13 protein-coding genes, 4 tRNA genes and 2 rRNA genes are annotated in these 18,255 nt (G+C 37.2%); 11 read left to right on the forward strand and 8 right to left on the reverse strand.

Annotated features, from left to right (window positions below):
- Positions 1 to 100, forward strand: a 5S ribosomal RNA gene (rrf, locus tag O970_RS05240); the annotation flags it as partial.
- A 154-nt stretch (positions 101 to 254) separates the two neighbouring features.
- Positions 255 to 370: ribosomal RNA gene (gene rrf / locus O970_RS05245) — 5S ribosomal RNA — on the forward strand.
- A 411-nt stretch (positions 371 to 781) separates the two neighbouring features.
- Here the strand turns inward: rrf (O970_RS05245) and ispB are convergent.
- The gene (ispB, locus tag O970_RS05250; protein WP_024496093.1) at positions 782 to 1,765 is read right to left on the reverse strand and encodes an octaprenyl diphosphate synthase; all 984 of its coding nucleotides are present in this window, start codon (positions 1,763 to 1,765) and stop codon (positions 782 to 784) included.
- Between the two features lie 169 nt (positions 1,766 to 1,934).
- Here ispB and O970_RS05255 point away from each other — a divergent pair, with 169 nt between their 5' ends.
- A complete protein-coding gene (locus O970_RS05255) occupies positions 1,935 to 2,708 on the forward strand; it encodes a TonB family protein (protein ID WP_024496094.1) in 774 nt (257 codons plus the stop codon).
- A gap of 118 nt (positions 2,709 to 2,826) precedes the next feature.
- Here the strand turns inward: O970_RS05255 and pepP are convergent, their stop codons facing one another.
- From pepP to cycA, 5 genes are all read right to left on the reverse strand, one after another.
- Positions 2,827 to 4,125: a Xaa-Pro aminopeptidase gene (pepP, locus tag O970_RS05260; protein ID WP_036562761.1), complete on the reverse strand. Its 1,299-nt coding sequence runs from the start codon at positions 4,123 to 4,125 to the stop codon at positions 2,827 to 2,829.
- An 85-nt stretch (positions 4,126 to 4,210) separates the two neighbouring features.
- Positions 4,211 to 4,756 carry a UPF0149 family protein gene (locus tag O970_RS05265; RefSeq protein ID WP_024496096.1) on the reverse strand — a complete coding sequence of 182 codons (546 nt, stop codon included), beginning with the start codon at positions 4,754 to 4,756 and terminating at the stop codon, positions 4,211 to 4,213.
- A gap of 130 nt (positions 4,757 to 4,886) precedes the next feature.
- Positions 4,887 to 6,272: a DNA repair protein RadA gene (gene radA / locus O970_RS05270; RefSeq protein WP_024496097.1), complete on the reverse strand. Its 1,386-nt coding sequence runs from the start codon at positions 6,270 to 6,272 to the stop codon at positions 4,887 to 4,889.
- Between the two features lie 18 nt (positions 6,273 to 6,290).
- Positions 6,291 to 7,265 carry a phosphoserine phosphatase gene (serB, locus tag O970_RS05275; RefSeq protein WP_024496098.1) on the reverse strand — a complete coding sequence of 325 codons (975 nt, stop codon included), beginning with the start codon at positions 7,263 to 7,265 and terminating at the stop codon, positions 6,291 to 6,293.
- Between the two features lie 130 nt (positions 7,266 to 7,395).
- On the reverse strand, positions 7,396 to 8,796 hold the full coding sequence (gene cycA, locus O970_RS05280; RefSeq protein WP_024496099.1) for a D-serine/D-alanine/glycine transporter: 1,401 nt from the start codon (positions 8,794 to 8,796) through the stop codon (positions 7,396 to 7,398).
- 244 nt (positions 8,797 to 9,040) lie between these two features.
- Between cycA and mltA the strand changes: the two genes are divergently transcribed.
- On the forward strand, positions 9,041 to 10,126 hold the full coding sequence (mltA, locus tag O970_RS05285) for a murein transglycosylase A (RefSeq protein ID WP_105291842.1): 1,086 nt from the start codon (positions 9,041 to 9,043) through the stop codon (positions 10,124 to 10,126).
- Positions 10,127 to 10,154: 28 nt separating this feature from the next.
- Positions 10,155 to 10,952, forward strand: a complete 798-nt coding sequence (tcdA, locus tag O970_RS05290) for a tRNA cyclic N6-threonylcarbamoyladenosine(37) synthase TcdA (protein ID WP_024496101.1) — start codon at positions 10,155 to 10,157, stop codon at positions 10,950 to 10,952.
- A gap of 29 nt (positions 10,953 to 10,981) precedes the next feature.
- On the opposite strand, the gene aroD is transcribed toward tcdA, so the two are convergent.
- Positions 10,982 to 11,755 (reverse strand): type I 3-dehydroquinate dehydratase, encoded by a 774-nt coding sequence (gene aroD, locus O970_RS05295; protein WP_024496102.1) that lies wholly within the window; start codon positions 11,753 to 11,755, stop codon positions 10,982 to 10,984.
- 80 nt (positions 11,756 to 11,835) lie between these two features.
- A complete protein-coding gene (gene ydiB, locus O970_RS05300) occupies positions 11,836 to 12,708 on the reverse strand; it encodes a quinate/shikimate dehydrogenase (protein WP_024496103.1) in 873 nt (290 codons plus the stop codon).
- Positions 12,709 to 13,166: 458 nt separating this feature from the next.
- Here ydiB and adhE point away from each other — a divergent pair, with 458 nt between their 5' ends.
- From adhE to tuf, 6 genes are all read left to right on the forward strand, one after another.
- Positions 13,167 to 15,827 (forward strand): bifunctional acetaldehyde-CoA/alcohol dehydrogenase, encoded by a 2,661-nt coding sequence (adhE, locus tag O970_RS05305; RefSeq protein ID WP_036562763.1) that lies wholly within the window; start codon positions 13,167 to 13,169, stop codon positions 15,825 to 15,827.
- Positions 15,828 to 16,320: 493 nt separating this feature from the next.
- Positions 16,321 to 16,396 (forward strand) — tRNA-Thr (locus O970_RS05310).
- 30 nt (positions 16,397 to 16,426) lie between these two features.
- Positions 16,427 to 16,511: transfer RNA gene (locus O970_RS05315), tRNA-Tyr, on the forward strand.
- Between the two features lie 148 nt (positions 16,512 to 16,659).
- Positions 16,660 to 16,734: transfer RNA gene (locus O970_RS05320), tRNA-Gly, on the forward strand.
- Between the two features lie 2 nt (positions 16,735 to 16,736).
- A tRNA-Thr gene (locus O970_RS05325) sits at positions 16,737 to 16,812 on the forward strand.
- A gap of 182 nt (positions 16,813 to 16,994) precedes the next feature.
- On the forward strand, positions 16,995 to 18,179 hold the full coding sequence (tuf, locus tag O970_RS05330) for an elongation factor Tu (RefSeq protein ID WP_024496104.1): 1,185 nt from the start codon (positions 16,995 to 16,997) through the stop codon (positions 18,177 to 18,179).
- Positions 18,180 to 18,255: the final 76 nt, after the last annotated feature.

An 18,255-nucleotide genomic window follows, 5' to 3' on the forward strand; every position in this document is an offset into this window, starting at 1 on the left:
CGGTGGTCCCACCTGACCCCATGCCGAACTCAGAAGTGAAACGCCGTAGCGCCGATGGTAGTGTGGGGACACCCCATGTGAGAGTAGGACACCGCCAGACTTTTAGATAGAGAGATAAAGCCCAGCACTGCTGGGCTTTGTTGTTATAGTCTATGGAAAATAGATTACTAAGATTATTAAAAAACTATTTTTAGATATATTATATAGGCTATAGCTAACAGCGCTTTTTTGTTAAAAAGATTATGCAGAATTTATCTGGCGGCATTAGCGCGGTGGTCCCACCTGATCCCATGCCGAACTCAGAAGTGAAACGCCGTAGCGCCGATGGTAGTGTGGGGACACCCCATGTGAGAGTAGGACACCGCCAGATTTTTAAATATAGAAATAAAGCCCAGCAAATTTGCTGGGCTTTATTTTTTTATTAGAAAAATATTTTTCAGCTTGTATTGATAACCATTCGTTGTTATCAATAAATTATTTATTACCGTACAATAAGTGGGTGCTTTCTATGGGTGTGATTAATCATACGCTTTCTATAATCTATCACGTAAAGCTATTTACGCTTACTTATTTTATAAATAATGTAATTCAATCACTTTTCTAAGAAAATAGGTTGAGTGGTTATAACGTGACAATAGTACCTATAAATTACTAGCCTATATCGTATTATAAGTCTGTTATAAAGTTAAAATTGGTTAACACTGGCGTATACTCAGCTTATAAATAATGTCATATTTCTTTAGTGAATATTTATCTTGTAGATAAAGAATAAAAAATACGTCTAATATTGCCTTTTAACTGAATTACGCGCTAAAGATTGTAACGCTGTTTTGTATCGTGATTCAGGTAAGCAGTTAATAACGTTATAGGCTTTTTCTGCTTCTTGGTATGCGATTTGATATGTGTAATCTAGTGATCCACTCTCTTTCATTATTTCCAGTACGCGATGCAACAAATGTCTTCCATTACCCTCTTCTATTGCTGTTCTGATAACCATTGTATCGTTTGGATTAGCATGCTGCATTGCATGTAATAAGGGTAAAGTAGGTTTTCCTTCATTGAGATCATCACCTAAATTTTTGCCTAATATATCGGCATCTTGGGCTGAATAATCTAATAAATCATCTATAATTTGGAAAGCGGTGCCTATATAACGTCCATAAAGTTTTAAAGCAAGCTCTTGTTCAGCATTAGCTTGTGCGATGACTGCCGCAGTATGGGTGGCCGCCTCAAATAAGCGCGCTGTTTTTCGATAAATGACTTCTAAATATTGCTCATTACTTATATTCGGATCATTACAATTCATTAATTGCTGAACTTCACCTTCTGCAATGATATTCGTCGCATTTGACATAATCTGTAAAACTTTAAAAGATTCGAGACTAGCCATCATTTGAAATGAGCGAGTATAGATATAATCGCCAACGAGTACACTAGCTGCATTACCAAATAATGCATTAGCAGTTGATTTCCCGCGGCGTAATGCCGATTCATCAACAACATCGTCATGTAGTAATGTTGCTGTATGAATGAACTCTATAAATGCGGCTGCCATGAGATGTTTATCGCCTTGATAATTTAATGATAATGCAGCAAGAATGGCCATTAATGGACGTAAGCGTTTACCACCACTGCCTATGATATAATTTCCTAGCTGGTTAATTAAAACCACATCAGAACTTAATTGCTCATTAATAATGGCATTAACTTTGAGCATTTCAGGTGAAACTAACTCAATAATTTGATCAATTGATAACTCACTCATTTAAATTCCGTTAATTATAGTTAGGAATAACGCTTATACAGTCGTATTATTATCGTATAAACATCAAATATCAACAAGTTCAATTCTGAAATATCAATTTATTTTTTCTTTAAATGATATTTATTTTCATTTAAAATAAAACACAATATTTTTAAACGGTTTTTAACGAATGGATATGATAGTAAAGAAAAAAATAAATAATCCTAATTTAATGTTAGGAATATCCAGTTCTATTATTTGCCACTTGTTAATTGCTGGCGGAATTATTTATGGAAATTTTCACACCAACACACTATTAAATAATCAAGGGAGTGATGCGATTAAAGCAGTAATGATCGATTTATCACAAATTGCAGCACCTAAATTATCAATGAGTGAATATGTCGATTCGTCATCGGAAATGCCATTAAAAAATGAGGATACATCATCCGAATTAGTTATGGAGTCTGAAACGTTACCTCAACCGATCACACCTACCCCTCAAGTTCCTTTGCCGCCAAAAACAACAAAACATCAAGCCGTTAAATTTAAACCCAAAAAGGACTTTCCACATAAAAAATCGCGTAAATCGGCAAAATCAGCCCGACATGCAGTTAGACAAGATGTTGTAGCGGATAAGATGGCCGATCAGGTAGTGGCATCAAAGATTGCGGATGGGACACATTATTCCAGTACACCATCGGCGATAAGTCGCCGTCACCCAGACTATCCTCGACGCGCACGAGATATGAAAATTGAAGGAAAAGTTGTGGTTGTTTATGATATTGATCAGCGCGGGAACGTTATTAATATCCGTATTATAGAAGCAAAGCCTAGTAATATATTTAATCAATCGGTGCGACGAGCAATGGGATTATGGAAATATGAGCCTAAACCAGCTAAAGATTTAAAGATTACCATTGTATTTAATCGTGATAAGTCAGTTCATTTTGGTAAAACCTAAATAAAATATGAATTTTATTTAGGTTAATATGTAATTTTTAGAATGGTTGGCTAATCGCATAGCAATTTTATTGGAAGTCTTATTATTAGCGCTTTACTATACGGTAACATTAATAGACTTAATTCGATTTTTTTGACATTAAACGCTCAATTTCATCCGGATCTTTGGGGGCATCACTGGTTAATAGTTCATTGCCTTTTTCAGTGATAAGAATATTATCTTCTATTCTTATACCAATTCCTTGATATTGACTAGGAACATTAGCCTCTTTATTTATATAAAGACCTGGTTCAACGGTTAATACCATTCCAGCCTCAAGTACTGTGTCTCGGCTGCCGACATCATGTACATCGATACCTAACCAATGGCCTAATCCATGCATATAGAATGGCAGATAGGCTTTATCTTGTATTAGTTGTTCTAACTCACCTTGCACAATATTTAACTTTTTTAAACCTTGTAGCATAATACGAATAACGTGTTCATTTACTGCTTTAATTGTTGAGCCAACGACCAAGTGTTTTATTGCGTAGTTTTGGGCGTCGAGCACGATATTATAAATATCTCGTTGTGCTTGGGTAAATTTACCATTTATAGGAAATGTACGAGTAATATCGCCAGCATAATAGCGGTATTCGCAACCTGCATCAATTAAAACTAAATCGCCCTCTTTAAGGCGATCGCTATTGGTATCATAATGGAGAATGCATGCATTATTTCCACCACCTACAATGGTATTATAGGATGGATATCGCGCACCATGTATAGCAAACTCATGTAATATTTCTGCTTCTAACTGATATTCGTATAAACCAGGTTGACAAGCTTGCATTGCTCTTTTATGTGCGCTTGCTGAAATTTTTCCCGCTTCACGCATGATAGCAATTTCTTTTGCCGATTTTATCATACGCATTTTATGCAGAATTGGTTGCCAATCGATGATTGTTTTTGGTGGATCATAGGTTTGCTCATTATTCTGACACAAGGTGGTGATAACCTTTTCTATGATTTGGTCTGCATACGTATATTGTTCCGGCGCATGATATAATATAGATTTGCCACTTAATAATGTGGGTAATACTGTCATTATTTCAGCAAAATCGTAACTTGCATCGACTTGAATTTCATTTAACGCTGCTTGTTGACCAAGTCGATAACCTGTCCAAATTTCAGCTTGAGTATCTTTTTTTCGATTAAATAGGATGGTGGTTACTTGCTCTTGTCGCTCTTTTATCAATACCAATGCCGCCTCAGGCTCATTAAAATGGGTTAGATACCAAAAATCACTATTTTGCCGATAAGGATAATGGGTATCATTACTACGTACTGCTTCAGGTGCAGCAAAGAAGATAGCTGCGCTATTGGTGGACATTTGTTTGATAAATGACTGTCTACGTAATTGTATTTCTTTTCTCATTTTATGGCCTTTATCGATTAAAGTCAGCAAGGGTCGGGGTTATGATTTATCTTAACAGGATATTACCCTTAATTATGTCATTACATTAATGAAGGGTTTTAGAGGGCTCTATCCTTGCACAAAATTCATCATGAAATAAAATGGTTGCCATTCGCACATATTCCAATATTTCTTCAAAAGCGAAAGCTAATTGTTCCGGATCTTCATTTTTATCATAACCTAATTGGGTGATTTGTCGCAGATCATAAATAGCTTCGCCGATGTCTCCTTTCATTTTTCCTATTTTAGGCTGGACAAGACCTAATCCTAATAGCAAATGATTAACCCAGCCAACTAAATCATCAATTTGTGAATAAAGTGTTTGATCATTTAGTAATAGTTGAAATTCAAAATCAGACTCACTAAGTTGGTGCTTAATTTCAGTATGTAATGCATTGATTAAGGTAGATAATTGACCCGTTACAGGCTGACCATTATTCATTATATCGGATAATAATATATGCCAAGTCTCATCATGATTACCACCAGCTAAAATGCCAGAAAGAAAACCATGTAATTCAGCCGCAGTTAATCCTATTTCTTGTGATTTTAATTCAATAGTAAGTTGGGTATAAATAGATGATGTCGTCATTTCAACACTCTGAAAAATAGCTTAATTTAAATAACAGTATATACGTAATTTTATTACTAAGGCGATAAAACATTAGTTTTATATCGATCAATCATAACTTATTTGGTGATATCGCTAAATAATTTTTGATCTAAGTGGCTATGTCATTAAAAATATCCAAGGCTTCAGATAGTTTTTTTACCCCATATACTTGTATATAGGGATTGTTTTTTTTAGGTAAATTAGCAATGGGAACAATAGCACGCTTAAAACCATGTTTAGCCGCTTCAGTAATTCGTTCTTGTCCGCTAGGTACTGGACGTATTTCGCCACCTAATCCTATTTCACCAAAAATGACGAGGTCTTGTGGAATAGCACGATTGCGAAAACTGGAGACTAATGCTAATAATAAGGATAAATCAACACTGGTTTCGGTGACTTTTACCCCTCCAACAACATTGACAAAAACATCTTGATCGGCCATCTGCACACCACCATGACGATGTAATACTGCCAGTAATAGGGCTAATCGATTTTGTTCTAGCCCGACGGCAACACGGCGTGGATTGCCTAACATTGAATGATCAACCAGCGCTTGAATTTCGACTAATAGGGGCCTAGTACCTTCCCATAATACTGTTACAGAACTCCCCGCTGTCATCTCTTCACCGCGGCTAAGAAAAATAGCGGATGGATTATTTACTTCTCGAAGTCCTTGTTCTGTCATTGCAAAGACCCCTAATTCATTAACGGCACCAAAACGGTTTTTATGGCTACGTAATGTACGGAAGCGTGAATCGGCATCACCATCTAACAGTACTGAGCAATCAATGCAATGTTCAAGAACTTTTGGTCCAGCAAGTGAACCATCTTTCGTTACATGGCCAACCATAATAATAGCAATACCATTCGTCTTGGCAAATCGAGTTAAATAAGCGGCGGTTTCACGAACTTGTGCCACGCTCCCAGGTGATGATTGAATATCTTCCATATGCATAACTTGGATAGAATCAATTACCATCAATTTAGGTAATTCCTGATGAGCAATGTGACAAATTTGTTCAATACTGGTTTCTGAAAGCATATTCAGATTATCTGTTGGCAGCTGTAAACGATTTGCACGCATCGCAACTTGTTGTAATGATTCTTCACCAGTGACGTAAAGTGTTTTCATTTGGCTAGAAATTTTGCTTAATGTCTGAAGTAATAAAGTACTTTTTCCAGCGCCCGGATTGCCACCAATAAGAATCGCACTGCCGGGTACGATCCCATCGCCTAATACACGATCAAACTCTGAAAAGCCCGTAGAAAATCTAGGCAGTGCGTCTAAACTTACTTCAGATAGCTTTTGGACTCTTGCTTGTCCTGTTGTTTGACCAGCATAACCTGAAAAGCGCGCATTTTTATTACTGCTCGCTGCAAGCCTAATTTCAGTTATAGTGTTCCAGGTTTGACATTCACTACATTGACCTTGCCAACGTGGAAAGTCTGCACCACATTCATTACAAACAAAAGCACGTTTTGGGGTTTTTACCACAATAACTCCTAATAAAAATTAACCTTCGCTATCTAAACTAGCCGAAAGAATACAATATAGACCAGTTAAATCAGCAAATTTAATCGCTGTTTTTGCCTTTTCCATCACTTTGGGTTTTCCATGATATGCTACGCCTAATTCAGCGACTTTCAACATTTTTAGATCATTGGCCCCATCACCAATAGCAACGGTTTGCGTTATTGGGATATTAAGTTCTGTAGCCATCGTCTGTAATGCCTTTGCTTTATATTTAGCGTCAATAATTTGTCCTTTTAATCTACCTGATAGTTTGCCTTTAACGACGCCTAATTGATTAGCGTGGACTTGGGTTAGTGATAAAGTATTTTTTAGGTGATCAGCAAAATAAGTAAAGCCACCAGAGACAATAGCAATATGCCAGTTATGTTGTTGTAATTGTTTAACTAAAAAGGTAAGACCAGCGGTTAAAGGTAAATTATTTCTAATCTCATCTAAAATTTGCATATCCGTACCGGCAAGGGCGGCAACACGCTTACGCAAACTGGTGGTAAAATCCATTTCACCACGCATTGCTTGTTCGGTAATCTTTGTTACTTTTTCTCCAACGCCGTGAGCTTTGGCAATTTCATCAATACACTCAATCGTTATGGCGGTAGAATCCATGTCCATAACTAGTAATCCCGCTGAGCGTAATGAGGGCAGTTTATCGATTGAGGCAATATCAATTTCTAATTTTTCTGCTATATGGCGTGCTTTCTTAGGCATGGCGCCAGCAATACGCACCACCATAAGCGTTTTTATTTTCCAAAAAGAGACAATGACAATGGGCATACCTAATTCGTTTTGGAAAGTAGACAAAATAGTTTTATTCAATTTCTTACTATATAAAATCCATCCCGTTTTCCCTGCATGATAATCTAACGGCATTACTTCACAGCCACTCAACGATAAAGGTAAACCTTGCCATTCTTCAATATTTTCGGATAGGTCATTATAAGATAAGGTATAAGCCATAATTATTGTCTGTTAATAGCGAATTGATAATGGAATATATCATACTTGGTGAGAATGGAATTGTCTTGTCAATCCTAGATAAAAAAGCTGTTAATGTGTCTTTAACAGCTTTTTTTATGGTTTATTCTTATTAAACTAACAATTTTCTGCGATGGAAATAATAACTAATCGTTAGAATTATAAACCAAATTGGTGTAGTCATCAGTCCATAACATGTGGTTTTCTCTAGGGTAAGTAGGATTAAGATCCCAGCAAAAAAGAACAGGCATACCCAACACATGAAGACGCCGCCAGGCATTTTAAATATAGAGTTTTGGTGTAATTGCGATTTCTTCTTACGGTAAGCAAGATAGGAAATTAGAATCATTGACCAAATAAACATAAATAGAATGGCTGAAATCGTGGTAACGATCTTAAAGGCATCCATAATATCAGGCACAAAATAGAGTAATACCACGCCACTGAGTAAACAAATACATGAAAATAGTAGTCCATTTGCGGGTACTGCCCGTTTGGATAATTTACCAAATGCATTAGGTGCATTACGGTCCCTAGCTAAACCATATAGCATACGGCTTGTGGAGTAAATGCCGCTATTTGCTGAAGAAGCAGCGGAAGTTAATACGACAAAATTAATAATACTTGCAGCAGCAGGTAAACCAACTAAAGTGAATAATTCAACAAACGGGCTTTTTTTCGGATCAATATATAGCCATGGCGTAATACTCATAATCGTGATTAATGCCAATACATAGAAAAAGATAATACGTACAGGGATAGAGTTAATCGCACGTGGTAGATTTTGTTCAGGATCACGGGTTTCAGCGGCGGTCGTGCCTACTAACTCAATCCCTACAAAAGCAAAAATAGCAATTTGAAAACCGGCAAAGAATCCCATGATCCCTGTCGGAAATAATCCACCATATTGCCAAAGGTTACTTAATGATGCCACGGCTCCCGTTAGGGGGGATTGGAATTTCATCAATAATATGACAATGCCAGTAATAATTAAACTAATAATGGCAACAATTTTAATCATGGAAAACCAAAATTCTGCTTCACCAAACATTTTTACCGTTAATAAGTTTAATGCTAATAATAGTGCAATACAGATTAACATTGGCAGCCATTGTAAATTAAGTTCAGTCATGCTGGGAAACCAATATTCGGTATAACCTGCGATAGCCACGACATCAGCAATACCCGTTACTACCCAGCAAAACCAATATGTCCAACCTGTAAAGAATCCGGCCCAAGGTCCTAATAGATCAGCGGCAAAATCACTAAATGATTTGTAATTTAGATTCGAGAGTAAAATTTCCCCCATAGCGCGCATAACAAAAAATAGCATAAAGCCAATGATCATATAAACAAAAATAATTGAGGGACCGGCAAGGCTAATCGTTTGGCCCGACCCCATAAATAAACCAGTACCAATAGCACCGCTAATAGCGATAAGTTGAATGTGTCGATTAGAAAGATTGCGTTTTAGCCCTTTATTTTCTGATGATGGTTGGACCGGTAAATTCATAATTATGCATACCTTTTACTTATATTTTTATTAACTTTTAAGACAATGAAAGTAAGATTATAAAAGAGTGTCTGTGAAACACCATTTTTATTATATGTTTTTATTAAATAACATTAATAATAACGATATGATCCAAGGTGCTTATTTATATTTAATAAACTTATCCGTTATAATAGCTATAAACCTAATTAAAAGCCAATAAAGTATCAAGTTTTGTTATTTGACAAAACTTGGAGTTAAGAAAATGAAGCAAGCATTTAGTTGTATCTTAATTATTATCGCTCTTTTTATCACCAGTTGTAGAAATCGCCTTGTTTCCGATACTAAACAGTATGAAAGTGGAAAATTTTCCCAAGCTTTAAATTTAGTACAGTTACATGCAACACAACCAATAAATATTGATGATTATCGTCAGCAAATCACATTAATTAAGCTAACTTCACCATCACTTTATAAAAAAAATGCCGAGCTTTATGCTGCTATTGATGAATGGATCAATAGTAATATATCAAAGCGTGGACTCAATTATGTAGGATTAAATAGTTATCAATTAGCGGGTATAGATAGTTGGGGTAATACCCATTTTACCAGTTATTATACCCCCGAGCTTAAAGCTCGCAGAACACCAGATGAAAAATTTCGCTATCCTTTATATGCTATGCCAACTCATTGGAAAGGAAAATTGCCTACCAGAGGTGAAATTTATCGAGGTGCGTTAGATGAGCTTAATTTAGAATTGGCTTACACGGATTCGCTAGTTGATAACTTTCTTATGGAAGTACAAGGAAGTGGTTATATTGATTTTGAAGATGGCTCACCACTAGTATTTTTTGCTTATAAGGGCAAAAATAAACATAAGTATAAAAGTATCGGGCGCTTAATGGTTGAACAGGGGATAATTGATAAGCAATCGATGTCAATGCAATCAATTAAAGCGTGGGCAGCTAAACAAACGGAAGCCGATTTAATGCAGTTTTTACAGCAAAACCAATCGTTTGTATTTTTCACGCCCCAATTATCTGCTCCTGTTGTTGGTTCATCGGGGGTGCCATTAGTGGCTAAATCAGCGGTAGCGGCGGATAAACGTTTACTTGCACCAGGTTCAGTACTTTTGGTTGAAATGCCACTACTTAATCAGCAAGGGCAATTTACTGGACAGCGCGAATTACGGTTAATGGTGGTACTTGATGTGGGGGGCGCCATTAAGGGTCAGCATTTAGATATCTATCAGGGTATTGGTTCAGCCGCAGGGCAATTAGCTGGATATTATAACCATTATGGACGAGTATGGCTCATTGCCCCTGCACATAATAGTCATGTCAAATCATAAATATAGTCATTAGAGGTGATCAAGTCTTATGCAACATTTTTCAGAGGCCTATTATCGGCGGTTTAGTGGCATTGCTCGTTTATATGGCGAGCAAGCGTTAACTAATTTTATGAATGCACATGTCTGTGTTATTGGTATCGGTGGTGTAGGGAGTTGGGCTGCTGAATCGTTAGCTCGTAGCGGAATTGGTCATATAACCCTCATTGATATGGATGATATTTGTATAACCAATACCAATCGACAAATTCATGCTTTACAGGAAAATATAGGTCAATTAAAGACTGAAACTATGGCCGAACGGATTAAACAGATCAATCCAGAATGCCAAGTTCAGGTAATTGATGATTTTATTAACGCCGAAAATATGACGGCATATTTGAGTCATCAACCATCGCAGCCATATGATTATGTCCTTGATGCCATCGATAGTGTCAAAGATAAAGCGGCGATTATTGCTTATTGTAAACGTCGTAAAATAAAATTGATTACGATTGGTGGCGCAGGTGGCCAAAAAGATCCAACTCAAATTAAGATTGCTGATTTAGCAAAAACCATTCAAGATCCACTTGCTGCAAAAGTACGGGAACGATTAAAACAGCTTGGTGTTAATAAAGATAGTAAAGGTAAATTTGGTATCAATTGTGTCTTTTCAACCGAGCAATTGATTTATCCGCAACAAGGGGGCGGCATCTGTTTGAGTAAGAAAAATGCAGATAGCACTAAAAAAATGGATTGTAGTTCCGGTTTTGGTGCGATAACTAACGTAACAGCAACATTTGGCTTTGTTGCTGTATCGAAGATCCTAAGTCAACTAGCGGAAAAATAATTTATTAAATGAGAGTAAAGGATTATTTCTCATTTATACCCATTTTCTTGTTGGTATAAACTTTGTAAAATTTGTCGTAAAACCGTAACGGGTAATTGGCCAGGGGCTGAGGCATGTTGTACTGATCCAAACGTCATCGCCGAGCCAAAGGTCGAACCCGCAATACGACTTATTGTGCCTAATGCTGACATCGACATGGTCACTATTGGCAAATGGGCATAGTTATTGGTCATGTCTGCCGTAGCGGCTAATAAGGTTAATACATCCGTCGTAGATTGTGGCATTACCGCTATTTTGGCAATATCAGCGCCAAGCTGCTGCATTTTGCACAATCGATTAATGATAATCTCTTTCGGTGGTGTTTTCTCAAAATCATGGTTTGAGACAATGACAGCAACTTGGTGAGCATGAGCAGTGTCAATAATATCTTGTACTAACGTATCGCCAGTAAACAATTCCACATCGATTAAATCAATACTTCTACTCGCTATTAACGCTTTATTTAACCTAATGTACGCCTCTTTTGTGATGGCTTTTACACCGCCTTCAGTCGCTGAACGAAACGTAAAAAGAATGGGAATTTTAGGGAATGTCTGAGTCATTTTTTGGGCGATATTAATAACTTTATCAATATGATCAATCGCATGAAAATGATCCGCACGCCATTCTAAAACATCAAAATCGATATTTTTTAATATCGCTATTTCATCAAGTAGTTGTGATTCTGTTTGACCTACAACGGGGACCACTATTTTAGGTAATCCTTGGCCAATTTCTACATCTTTTATGATCACTGTATTCATCGATTATCCTTAACACATTGGTGATACTTTTTTATTTGGGTAAATAGTGACGGCTGTTAAGTAAAACCTAAATAAGCTGACTAATGATCAGAGTTTAAGTCTTGTTGAAGATAGGTTATAGGTATATCTTGACCCGTCCATATTTTAATTTGCTGCGCACCTTGCCATAACATCATACTGATACCATTTATAATATAGCAACCTTGACTTTCAGCAAGGGCTAACAAAGTGGTTTTATTTGGTACATAAATACAATCAGTGACTATCAAATCAGGATGAAATAGTGAAGCATCTGTAATAACACTTTGCTTTTCATCGGGTTTCATACCGATCCCTGTTGCATGTGCTAATAAATAGCTATCGGCTATGTGCGCACGTAATGCTTTATTATCCGCTAAATCAAAAACATTGATGTTGCAATTTGTATTTTGGTTAATACGTTTAGCGAGTGATTCTGCTTTAGGATAAAAATCATCGTTGGGGTTAAATAAGGCAATTTCTTTGACTCCATCTAATGCTGCTTGAGCCGCAATGGCTGAAGCGGCACCCCCAGCACCAATAAGTGTCATTTTTTTACCAATAACATCAATTCCTGCCGCTTTTAATGACTGCATATAACCACTACCATCAGTATTATAACCTGTTAAAATTCCTCCATCGTTAGCAATGGTATTACAGGCACCACTTAATTCAACCGCAGGCGTAAGTACATCTAAATATTGACAGACAAGTTGTTTATTTGGCATAGATACTGCGGCTCCTCGCATACCTAAAGCGCGTATTCCTTGTATTGCCGCTGGTAATGCATCCGCCTTGACCTCAAAGGCTAAATAAACATAAGGTATATTTAATTTAGCATATAGGCGGTTTTGTATGGTTGGTGCTAAGCTATGGCGAATAGGATAAGCCAATAAGCCAATTAATAGCGTGTGAGCATCGATATTGTCTTTCATTCCATAAACCCCACTAATAGAAGTATTAAATGATAGATTTATGGCTAGTTTATCACAGCAATTCATCTATCTTTGACTATCTCAGTTTGTTTTTGAAATTTTTTAGGTATTTTGATTGGTGGTAACAAGAGAATATAGGGTATTGCGAAAGAATATGCCGAGGCAATAATAATCCGCTCTTCCATATAATACAAAAACGTTATTCGCTAGTACTGGACGCGTTTATGCTCTATTTAGTGATAATTAATGTAAAAATTCATATATCAAATAAATAATCATTAACGTTTTTTTTTGTTAAGCTGTGTAAAATGATTGAATAGTTTTTAAAACTGCTTTACGATATTTGTCATTCGCTTTAGTTATTCCTAAAAATACAATAAAAAAATGTAATATCTATAATTAATTGTCTGTAGCGATCCAGTTTTAAGTTTAAATTAAAATTTAGGGGAAGTTATATTATGGCAGTAACCAATGTTAGTGAATTAAATCAACTTATCGCTCGCGTTAAACAGGCACAAGAGATTTATTCGACTTATACACAAGAACAAGTTGATAAAATTTTTAAAGCAGCCGCCGCCGCTGCTGCCAATTCGCGAATTCCACTTGCTCAGCAGGCCGTTTTGGAAACGGGGATGGGGATTGTCGAAGATAAAGTGATTAAAAATCTTTTTGCCTCAGAAAATATTTATGCTAAATATAAGGATGAGAAAACGTGTGGTATATTGGAAGAGAATGAGCAATATGGCACCATGGTTATTGGCGAGCCGTTAGGGATTATTTGTGGTATCATTCCGACAACAAATCCAACCTCTACCGCCATTTTCAAATCATTAATTAGTCTTAAAACACGTAACGCAATTATCTTTTCTCCTCATCCTCGCGCTAAAAACTGTACTAATGCCGCGGCTAAATTAGTCTTGGAGGCGGCTGTTGCTGCTGGCGCACCAAAAGATATCATTGGTTGGATCGATGAACCTTCTATTGAGCTATCCAATGAATTAATGCACCATCCTGATATCAATGCCATATTAGCTACGGGTGGACCGGGTATGGTAAAAGCAGCTTATAGTTCAGGCAAACCTGCCATTGGTGTTGGGGCAGGGAATACCCCTGTCGTTATTGATGAAACCGCTGATTTGCGCCGCGCAGTATCGTCAGTGTTAATGTCAAAAACATTTGATAATGGTGTTATTTGCGCCTCAGAACAGGCTATCGTTGTGGTTGATAGTGTTTACAACAAAGTACGCGATCTATTAATAGAATATGGTGCCTACGTATTAAATGCAAAAGAATCTAAAGCTGTGGCTGCGATTATTTTGACTGAGCAAGGGACGATTAACCCTAATATTGTAGGTCAATCTGCGGCTAAGATTGCACAATTAGCTGGCTTAAATGTACCTCCATCGACCAAGGCTTTAGTCGGTGAAACGGTTAAGGTGGATATCTCTGAGCCTTTTGCTCATGAAAAGCTATCTCCGATTTTAGGTATGTTCCGTGCTAAAGATTTTAGTGATGCCGTAGCGCAAGCCGCTAAATTAGTCGCAATTGGAGGAATGGGGCATACTTCAGTACTTTATACGAATCAAGATAGCCAGAAACAGCGCATTGCTGAGTTCAGTGGTGAAATGAAAACATGTCGTATTTTAATCAATCAACCAGCGGCACATGGTGGTATTGGTGATTTATATAATTTCAATGTTAACCCATCATTAACGTTAGGTTGTGGTTCATGGGGTAATAATTCTATTTCTGAGAATGTGGGACCAAAACACTTAATTAATAGAAAAACTGTTGCTAAGCGAGCCGAAAATATGTTGTGCCATAAATTACCGAATACCATTTATTTTAAACGGGGATCCTTACCTATTGCGCTCAATCAGATTATTGAGCAGGGAGCAAAACGTGTTTTTATCGTAACGGATAACTTCTTATTTAATAATGGTTATGCTAAACAGATCACTGATCAGCTAGAAGCAAAAGGCGTTATTTGTGAAACCTTCTTCGAAGTAGAAGCTGACCCAACGCTAAGTATTGTCCGCAAAGGCGCGGATATGATTAATCAATTTAAGCCTGATACCATTATTGCATTGGGTGGTGGATCCCCAATGGACGCGGCGAAAATTATGTGGGTTTTATATGAGCACCCAGAAACACAATTTAGCGAACTTGCTCAGCGTTTCCTTGATATTGGAAAACGTATATGTGCATTCCCAAAAATGGGTGAAAAAGCAAAATTAATTTGTGTAACAACCACCTCAGGTACCGGATCTGAAGTGACCCCATTTGCTGTCGTGACTGATGATACAACAGGACAAAAATACCCGTTGGCTGATTATTCAATTATTCCACATATGGCTATCGTCGATGCTAATTTGGTAATGAATATGCCAAAATCATTATGTGCAGCAGGGGGGTATGATGCAGTTGCGCATGCTTTAGAAGCCTACGCTTCTGTTATGGCAACTGAATATTCGGATGGTCAAGCATTACAAGCATTAAAGATGCTTAAAACCTATTTACCAATTAGTTATCGTGAAGGCGCCAATAATCCAACTGCACGTGAAAAAGTTCATAATGCCGCAACATTAGCCGGAATTTCGTTTGCACAAGCATTTTTAGGTATCTGCCATTCTCTAGCACATAAGCTGGGTGCTGCCTTTCATATACCACATGGTATCGCCAATGCGATGTTACTATCTAACGTTGTGCGTTTTAATGCAACCAATAACCCGACTAAGCAAAGTGCTTTTAGCCAATATGGTTATCCAAATGCTATTCAGCGTTATGCAGACATTGCGGATTATTTGAATTTAACCTCAACGGGGGATAAAGAGCAACAAAAAGTTGAGAAATTGATTGGTTGGTTAGATCAACTAAGAAAAGATCTTGAAATTCCTTTTTCGATTAAAGATTATGGCATAGATGAAAAGCTTTTCTTAGCACAAGTTGATCAACTTGCTCTCGATGCATTCGATGATCAGTGTACTGGTGCTAATCCGCGATATCCATTAATTGCTGAGTTAAAACAAATTTATTTGGATACTTATTATGGTCGCCCTTATCAAGATGGTGCTATCCAAAATGAGACTATGGCAACTAAAATAAAGAAGAAGAAATAATCTGATTATTTTTATAATAATTAAAACCCCAATATAGCCACTATATTGGGGTTTTTGTTTGTAAAATAAAATAATCGCTAGTTAGAAAGAGCAATAATTTTGTGTTGAATCTATCTGGCATTTAAAGCAGTCAGTCAAATAATGATTGCTTTTTAACCTTAATAAAATAAAAATGAGTGTCATTATTTAGGATTGCTGATGATTACAGACAAATTATTGTTGAATTTCTATTCAATTAATCGCCTTAAATGAAATTATTTGACCACCAAAAATGAGATTTACGCATTTTAAAACTCATTTCAAGCAATCCGTTATGATTATTTCTCGTAAAATCGTTACGGTTTGCGCTAATGAAATGTTGTTGTTTTATACTTATTTTGTTTGAAAATTAAGTGAAAATGTTGGTTATGTATCTTTTTTAACCAAAAGAATAAAAAATTCATTTTTTTTGTTGCAACAAGGTGAGATATATCCTACAATGCGCAGCACTTAGGCCGGCTTAGCTCAGTAGGTAGAGCAACTGACTTGTAATCAGTAGGTCACCAGTTCGATTCCGGTAGCCGGCACCATTTTCCTAAGTACTAAAATTTAAATTATCGGGTGGGGTTCCCGAGCGGCCAAAGGGAGCAGACTGTAAATCTGCCGTGTCACACTTCGAAGGTTCGAATCCTTCCCCCACCACCATTTGAGATTTAAATTTATGATGTATTTTAGATAGCTGGGGAAAATCTAGATAAATCTTTTAGTATCCCTTATTATCAATCAGCGATAAATATGACGTTGATATTCTATCTAATCTATAGAAGCATTTTTGGTAGCCGAGTTTGAACATGCGGGCATCGTATAATGGCTATTACCTCAGCCTTCCAAGCTGATGATGCGGGTTCGATTCCCGCTGCCCGCTCCAATGCTGATATAGCTCAGTCGGTAGAGCGCACCCTTGGTAAGGGTGAGGTCGGCAGTTCAAATCTGCCTATCAGCACCACTACTTCACTCCTTAGCTTTTCAATCTTAATGCTTGTCACATCATAATGTATTCTGATATTATTCAGACCTATTTGATTATTCGCTTATACACTTTAAATTTTCCTTATGATTATTTTGATGTATAATGCTGGGTTGACGTGGTGATTTATCACCGATTTGTATTACTAAGAGGGACTATCGATGTCTAAAGAAAAATTTGAACGTACAAAACCCCACGTTAACGTCGGTACAATCGGCCACGTTGACCATGGTAAAACAACTTTAACTGCTGCGATCACCAGCGTACTTGCTAAAAAATTCGGTGGTCAAGCACGAGCATTCGATCAAATCGATAATGCACCAGAAGAAAAAGCACGTGGTATCACCATCAATACATCACACGTTGAGTACGATACGCCAACTCGTCACTACGCACACGTAGACTGCCCGGGCCATGCTGACTATGTTAAAAACATGATCACAGGTGCGGCACAAATGGACGGAGCTATCTTAGTAGTAGCAGCAACAGATGGTCCTATGCCACAAACACGTGAGCACATCCTTTTAGGTCGTCAAGTAGGTGTTCCTTACATCATCGTATTCTTAAACAAATGTGATATGGTTGATGACGAAGAGTTATTAGAATTAGTTGAAATGGAAGTACGTGAACTTCTATCTCAATATGATTTCCCAGGTGATGATACACCAGTGATTCGTGGTTCAGCATTACAAGCGTTAAACGGTGTTGCTGAGTGGGAAGACAAAATTGTTGAATTAGCGGAAGCGTTAGACACTTATATCCCAGAGCCAGAGCGTGACATTGATAAACCATTCTTATTACCAATCGAAGATGTATTCTCAATCTCAGGACGTGGTACAGTAGTAACAGGTCGTGTAGAGCGTGGTATCATCAAAGTTGGTGATGAAGTTGAAATCGTAGGTATCAAAGATACAGCGAAAACAACTTGTACTGGTGTTGAGATGTTCCGTAAACTGTTAGACGAAGGTCGTGCAGGTGAGAACGTAGGTGTGTTATTACGTGGTACTAAACGTGAAGAAATCGAACGTGGTCAAGTATTAGCGAAACCAGGTTCAATTAAACCACATACTGATTTCGAATCAGAAGTGTATATCTTAAGCAAAGATGAAGGTGGTCGTCATACTCCATTCTTCAAAGGTTACCGTCCACAGTTCTACTTCCGTACAACTGACGTAACAGGAACTATCGAGTTACCAGAAGGCGTAGAGATGGTAATGCCAGGTGATAACATTAAGATGACAGTATCATTAATTCACCCAATCGCGATGGATGAAGGTTTACGTTTCGCTATCCGTGAAGGTGGTCGTACTGTTGGTGCTGGTGTTGTTGCTAAAATTATTAAATAATAATTAACATCACTTACCTAATTATGTAAGAAAGGGTATCATAGGATGCCCTTTCTTCTCTTAAAATACTATTTTT

This window comes from Candidatus Schmidhempelia bombi str. Bimp (assembly GCF_000471645.3).
In the GTDB taxonomy this organism is placed as follows: domain Bacteria; phylum Pseudomonadota; class Gammaproteobacteria; order Enterobacterales; family Orbaceae; genus Utexia; species Utexia bombi.

Bases quoted from the DNA above. Each gene is read 5' to 3' on its own strand.
- ispB (WP_024496093.1), bottom strand. From the start codon at position 1,765: ATGAGTGAGTTATCAATTGATCAAATTATTGAGTTAGTTTCACCTGAA.
- O970_RS05255 (WP_024496094.1), top strand. From the start codon at position 1,935: ATGGATATGATAGTAAAGAAAAAAATAAATAATCCTAATTTAATGTTA.
- pepP (WP_036562761.1), bottom strand. From the start codon at position 4,125: ATGAGAAAAGAAATACAATTACGTAGACAGTCATTTATCAAACAAATG.
- O970_RS05265 (WP_024496096.1), bottom strand. From the start codon at position 4,756: ATGACGACATCATCTATTTATACCCAACTTACTATTGAATTAAAATCA.
- serB (WP_024496098.1), bottom strand. From the start codon at position 7,265: ATGGCTTATACCTTATCTTATAATGACCTATCCGAAAATATTGAAGAA.
- cycA (WP_024496099.1), bottom strand. From the start codon at position 8,796: ATGAATTTACCGGTCCAACCATCATCAGAAAATAAAGGGCTAAAACGC.
- mltA (WP_105291842.1), top strand. From the start codon at position 9,041: ATGAAGCAAGCATTTAGTTGTATCTTAATTATTATCGCTCTTTTTATC.
- tcdA (WP_024496101.1), top strand. From the start codon at position 10,155: ATGCAACATTTTTCAGAGGCCTATTATCGGCGGTTTAGTGGCATTGCT.
- aroD (WP_024496102.1), bottom strand. From the start codon at position 11,755: ATGAATACAGTGATCATAAAAGATGTAGAAATTGGCCAAGGATTACCT.
- ydiB (WP_024496103.1), bottom strand. From the start codon at position 12,708: ATGAAAGACAATATCGATGCTCACACGCTATTAATTGGCTTATTGGCT.
- adhE (WP_036562763.1), top strand. From the start codon at position 13,167: ATGGCAGTAACCAATGTTAGTGAATTAAATCAACTTATCGCTCGCGTT.
- tuf (WP_024496104.1), top strand. From the start codon at position 16,995: ATGTCTAAAGAAAAATTTGAACGTACAAAACCCCACGTTAACGTCGGT.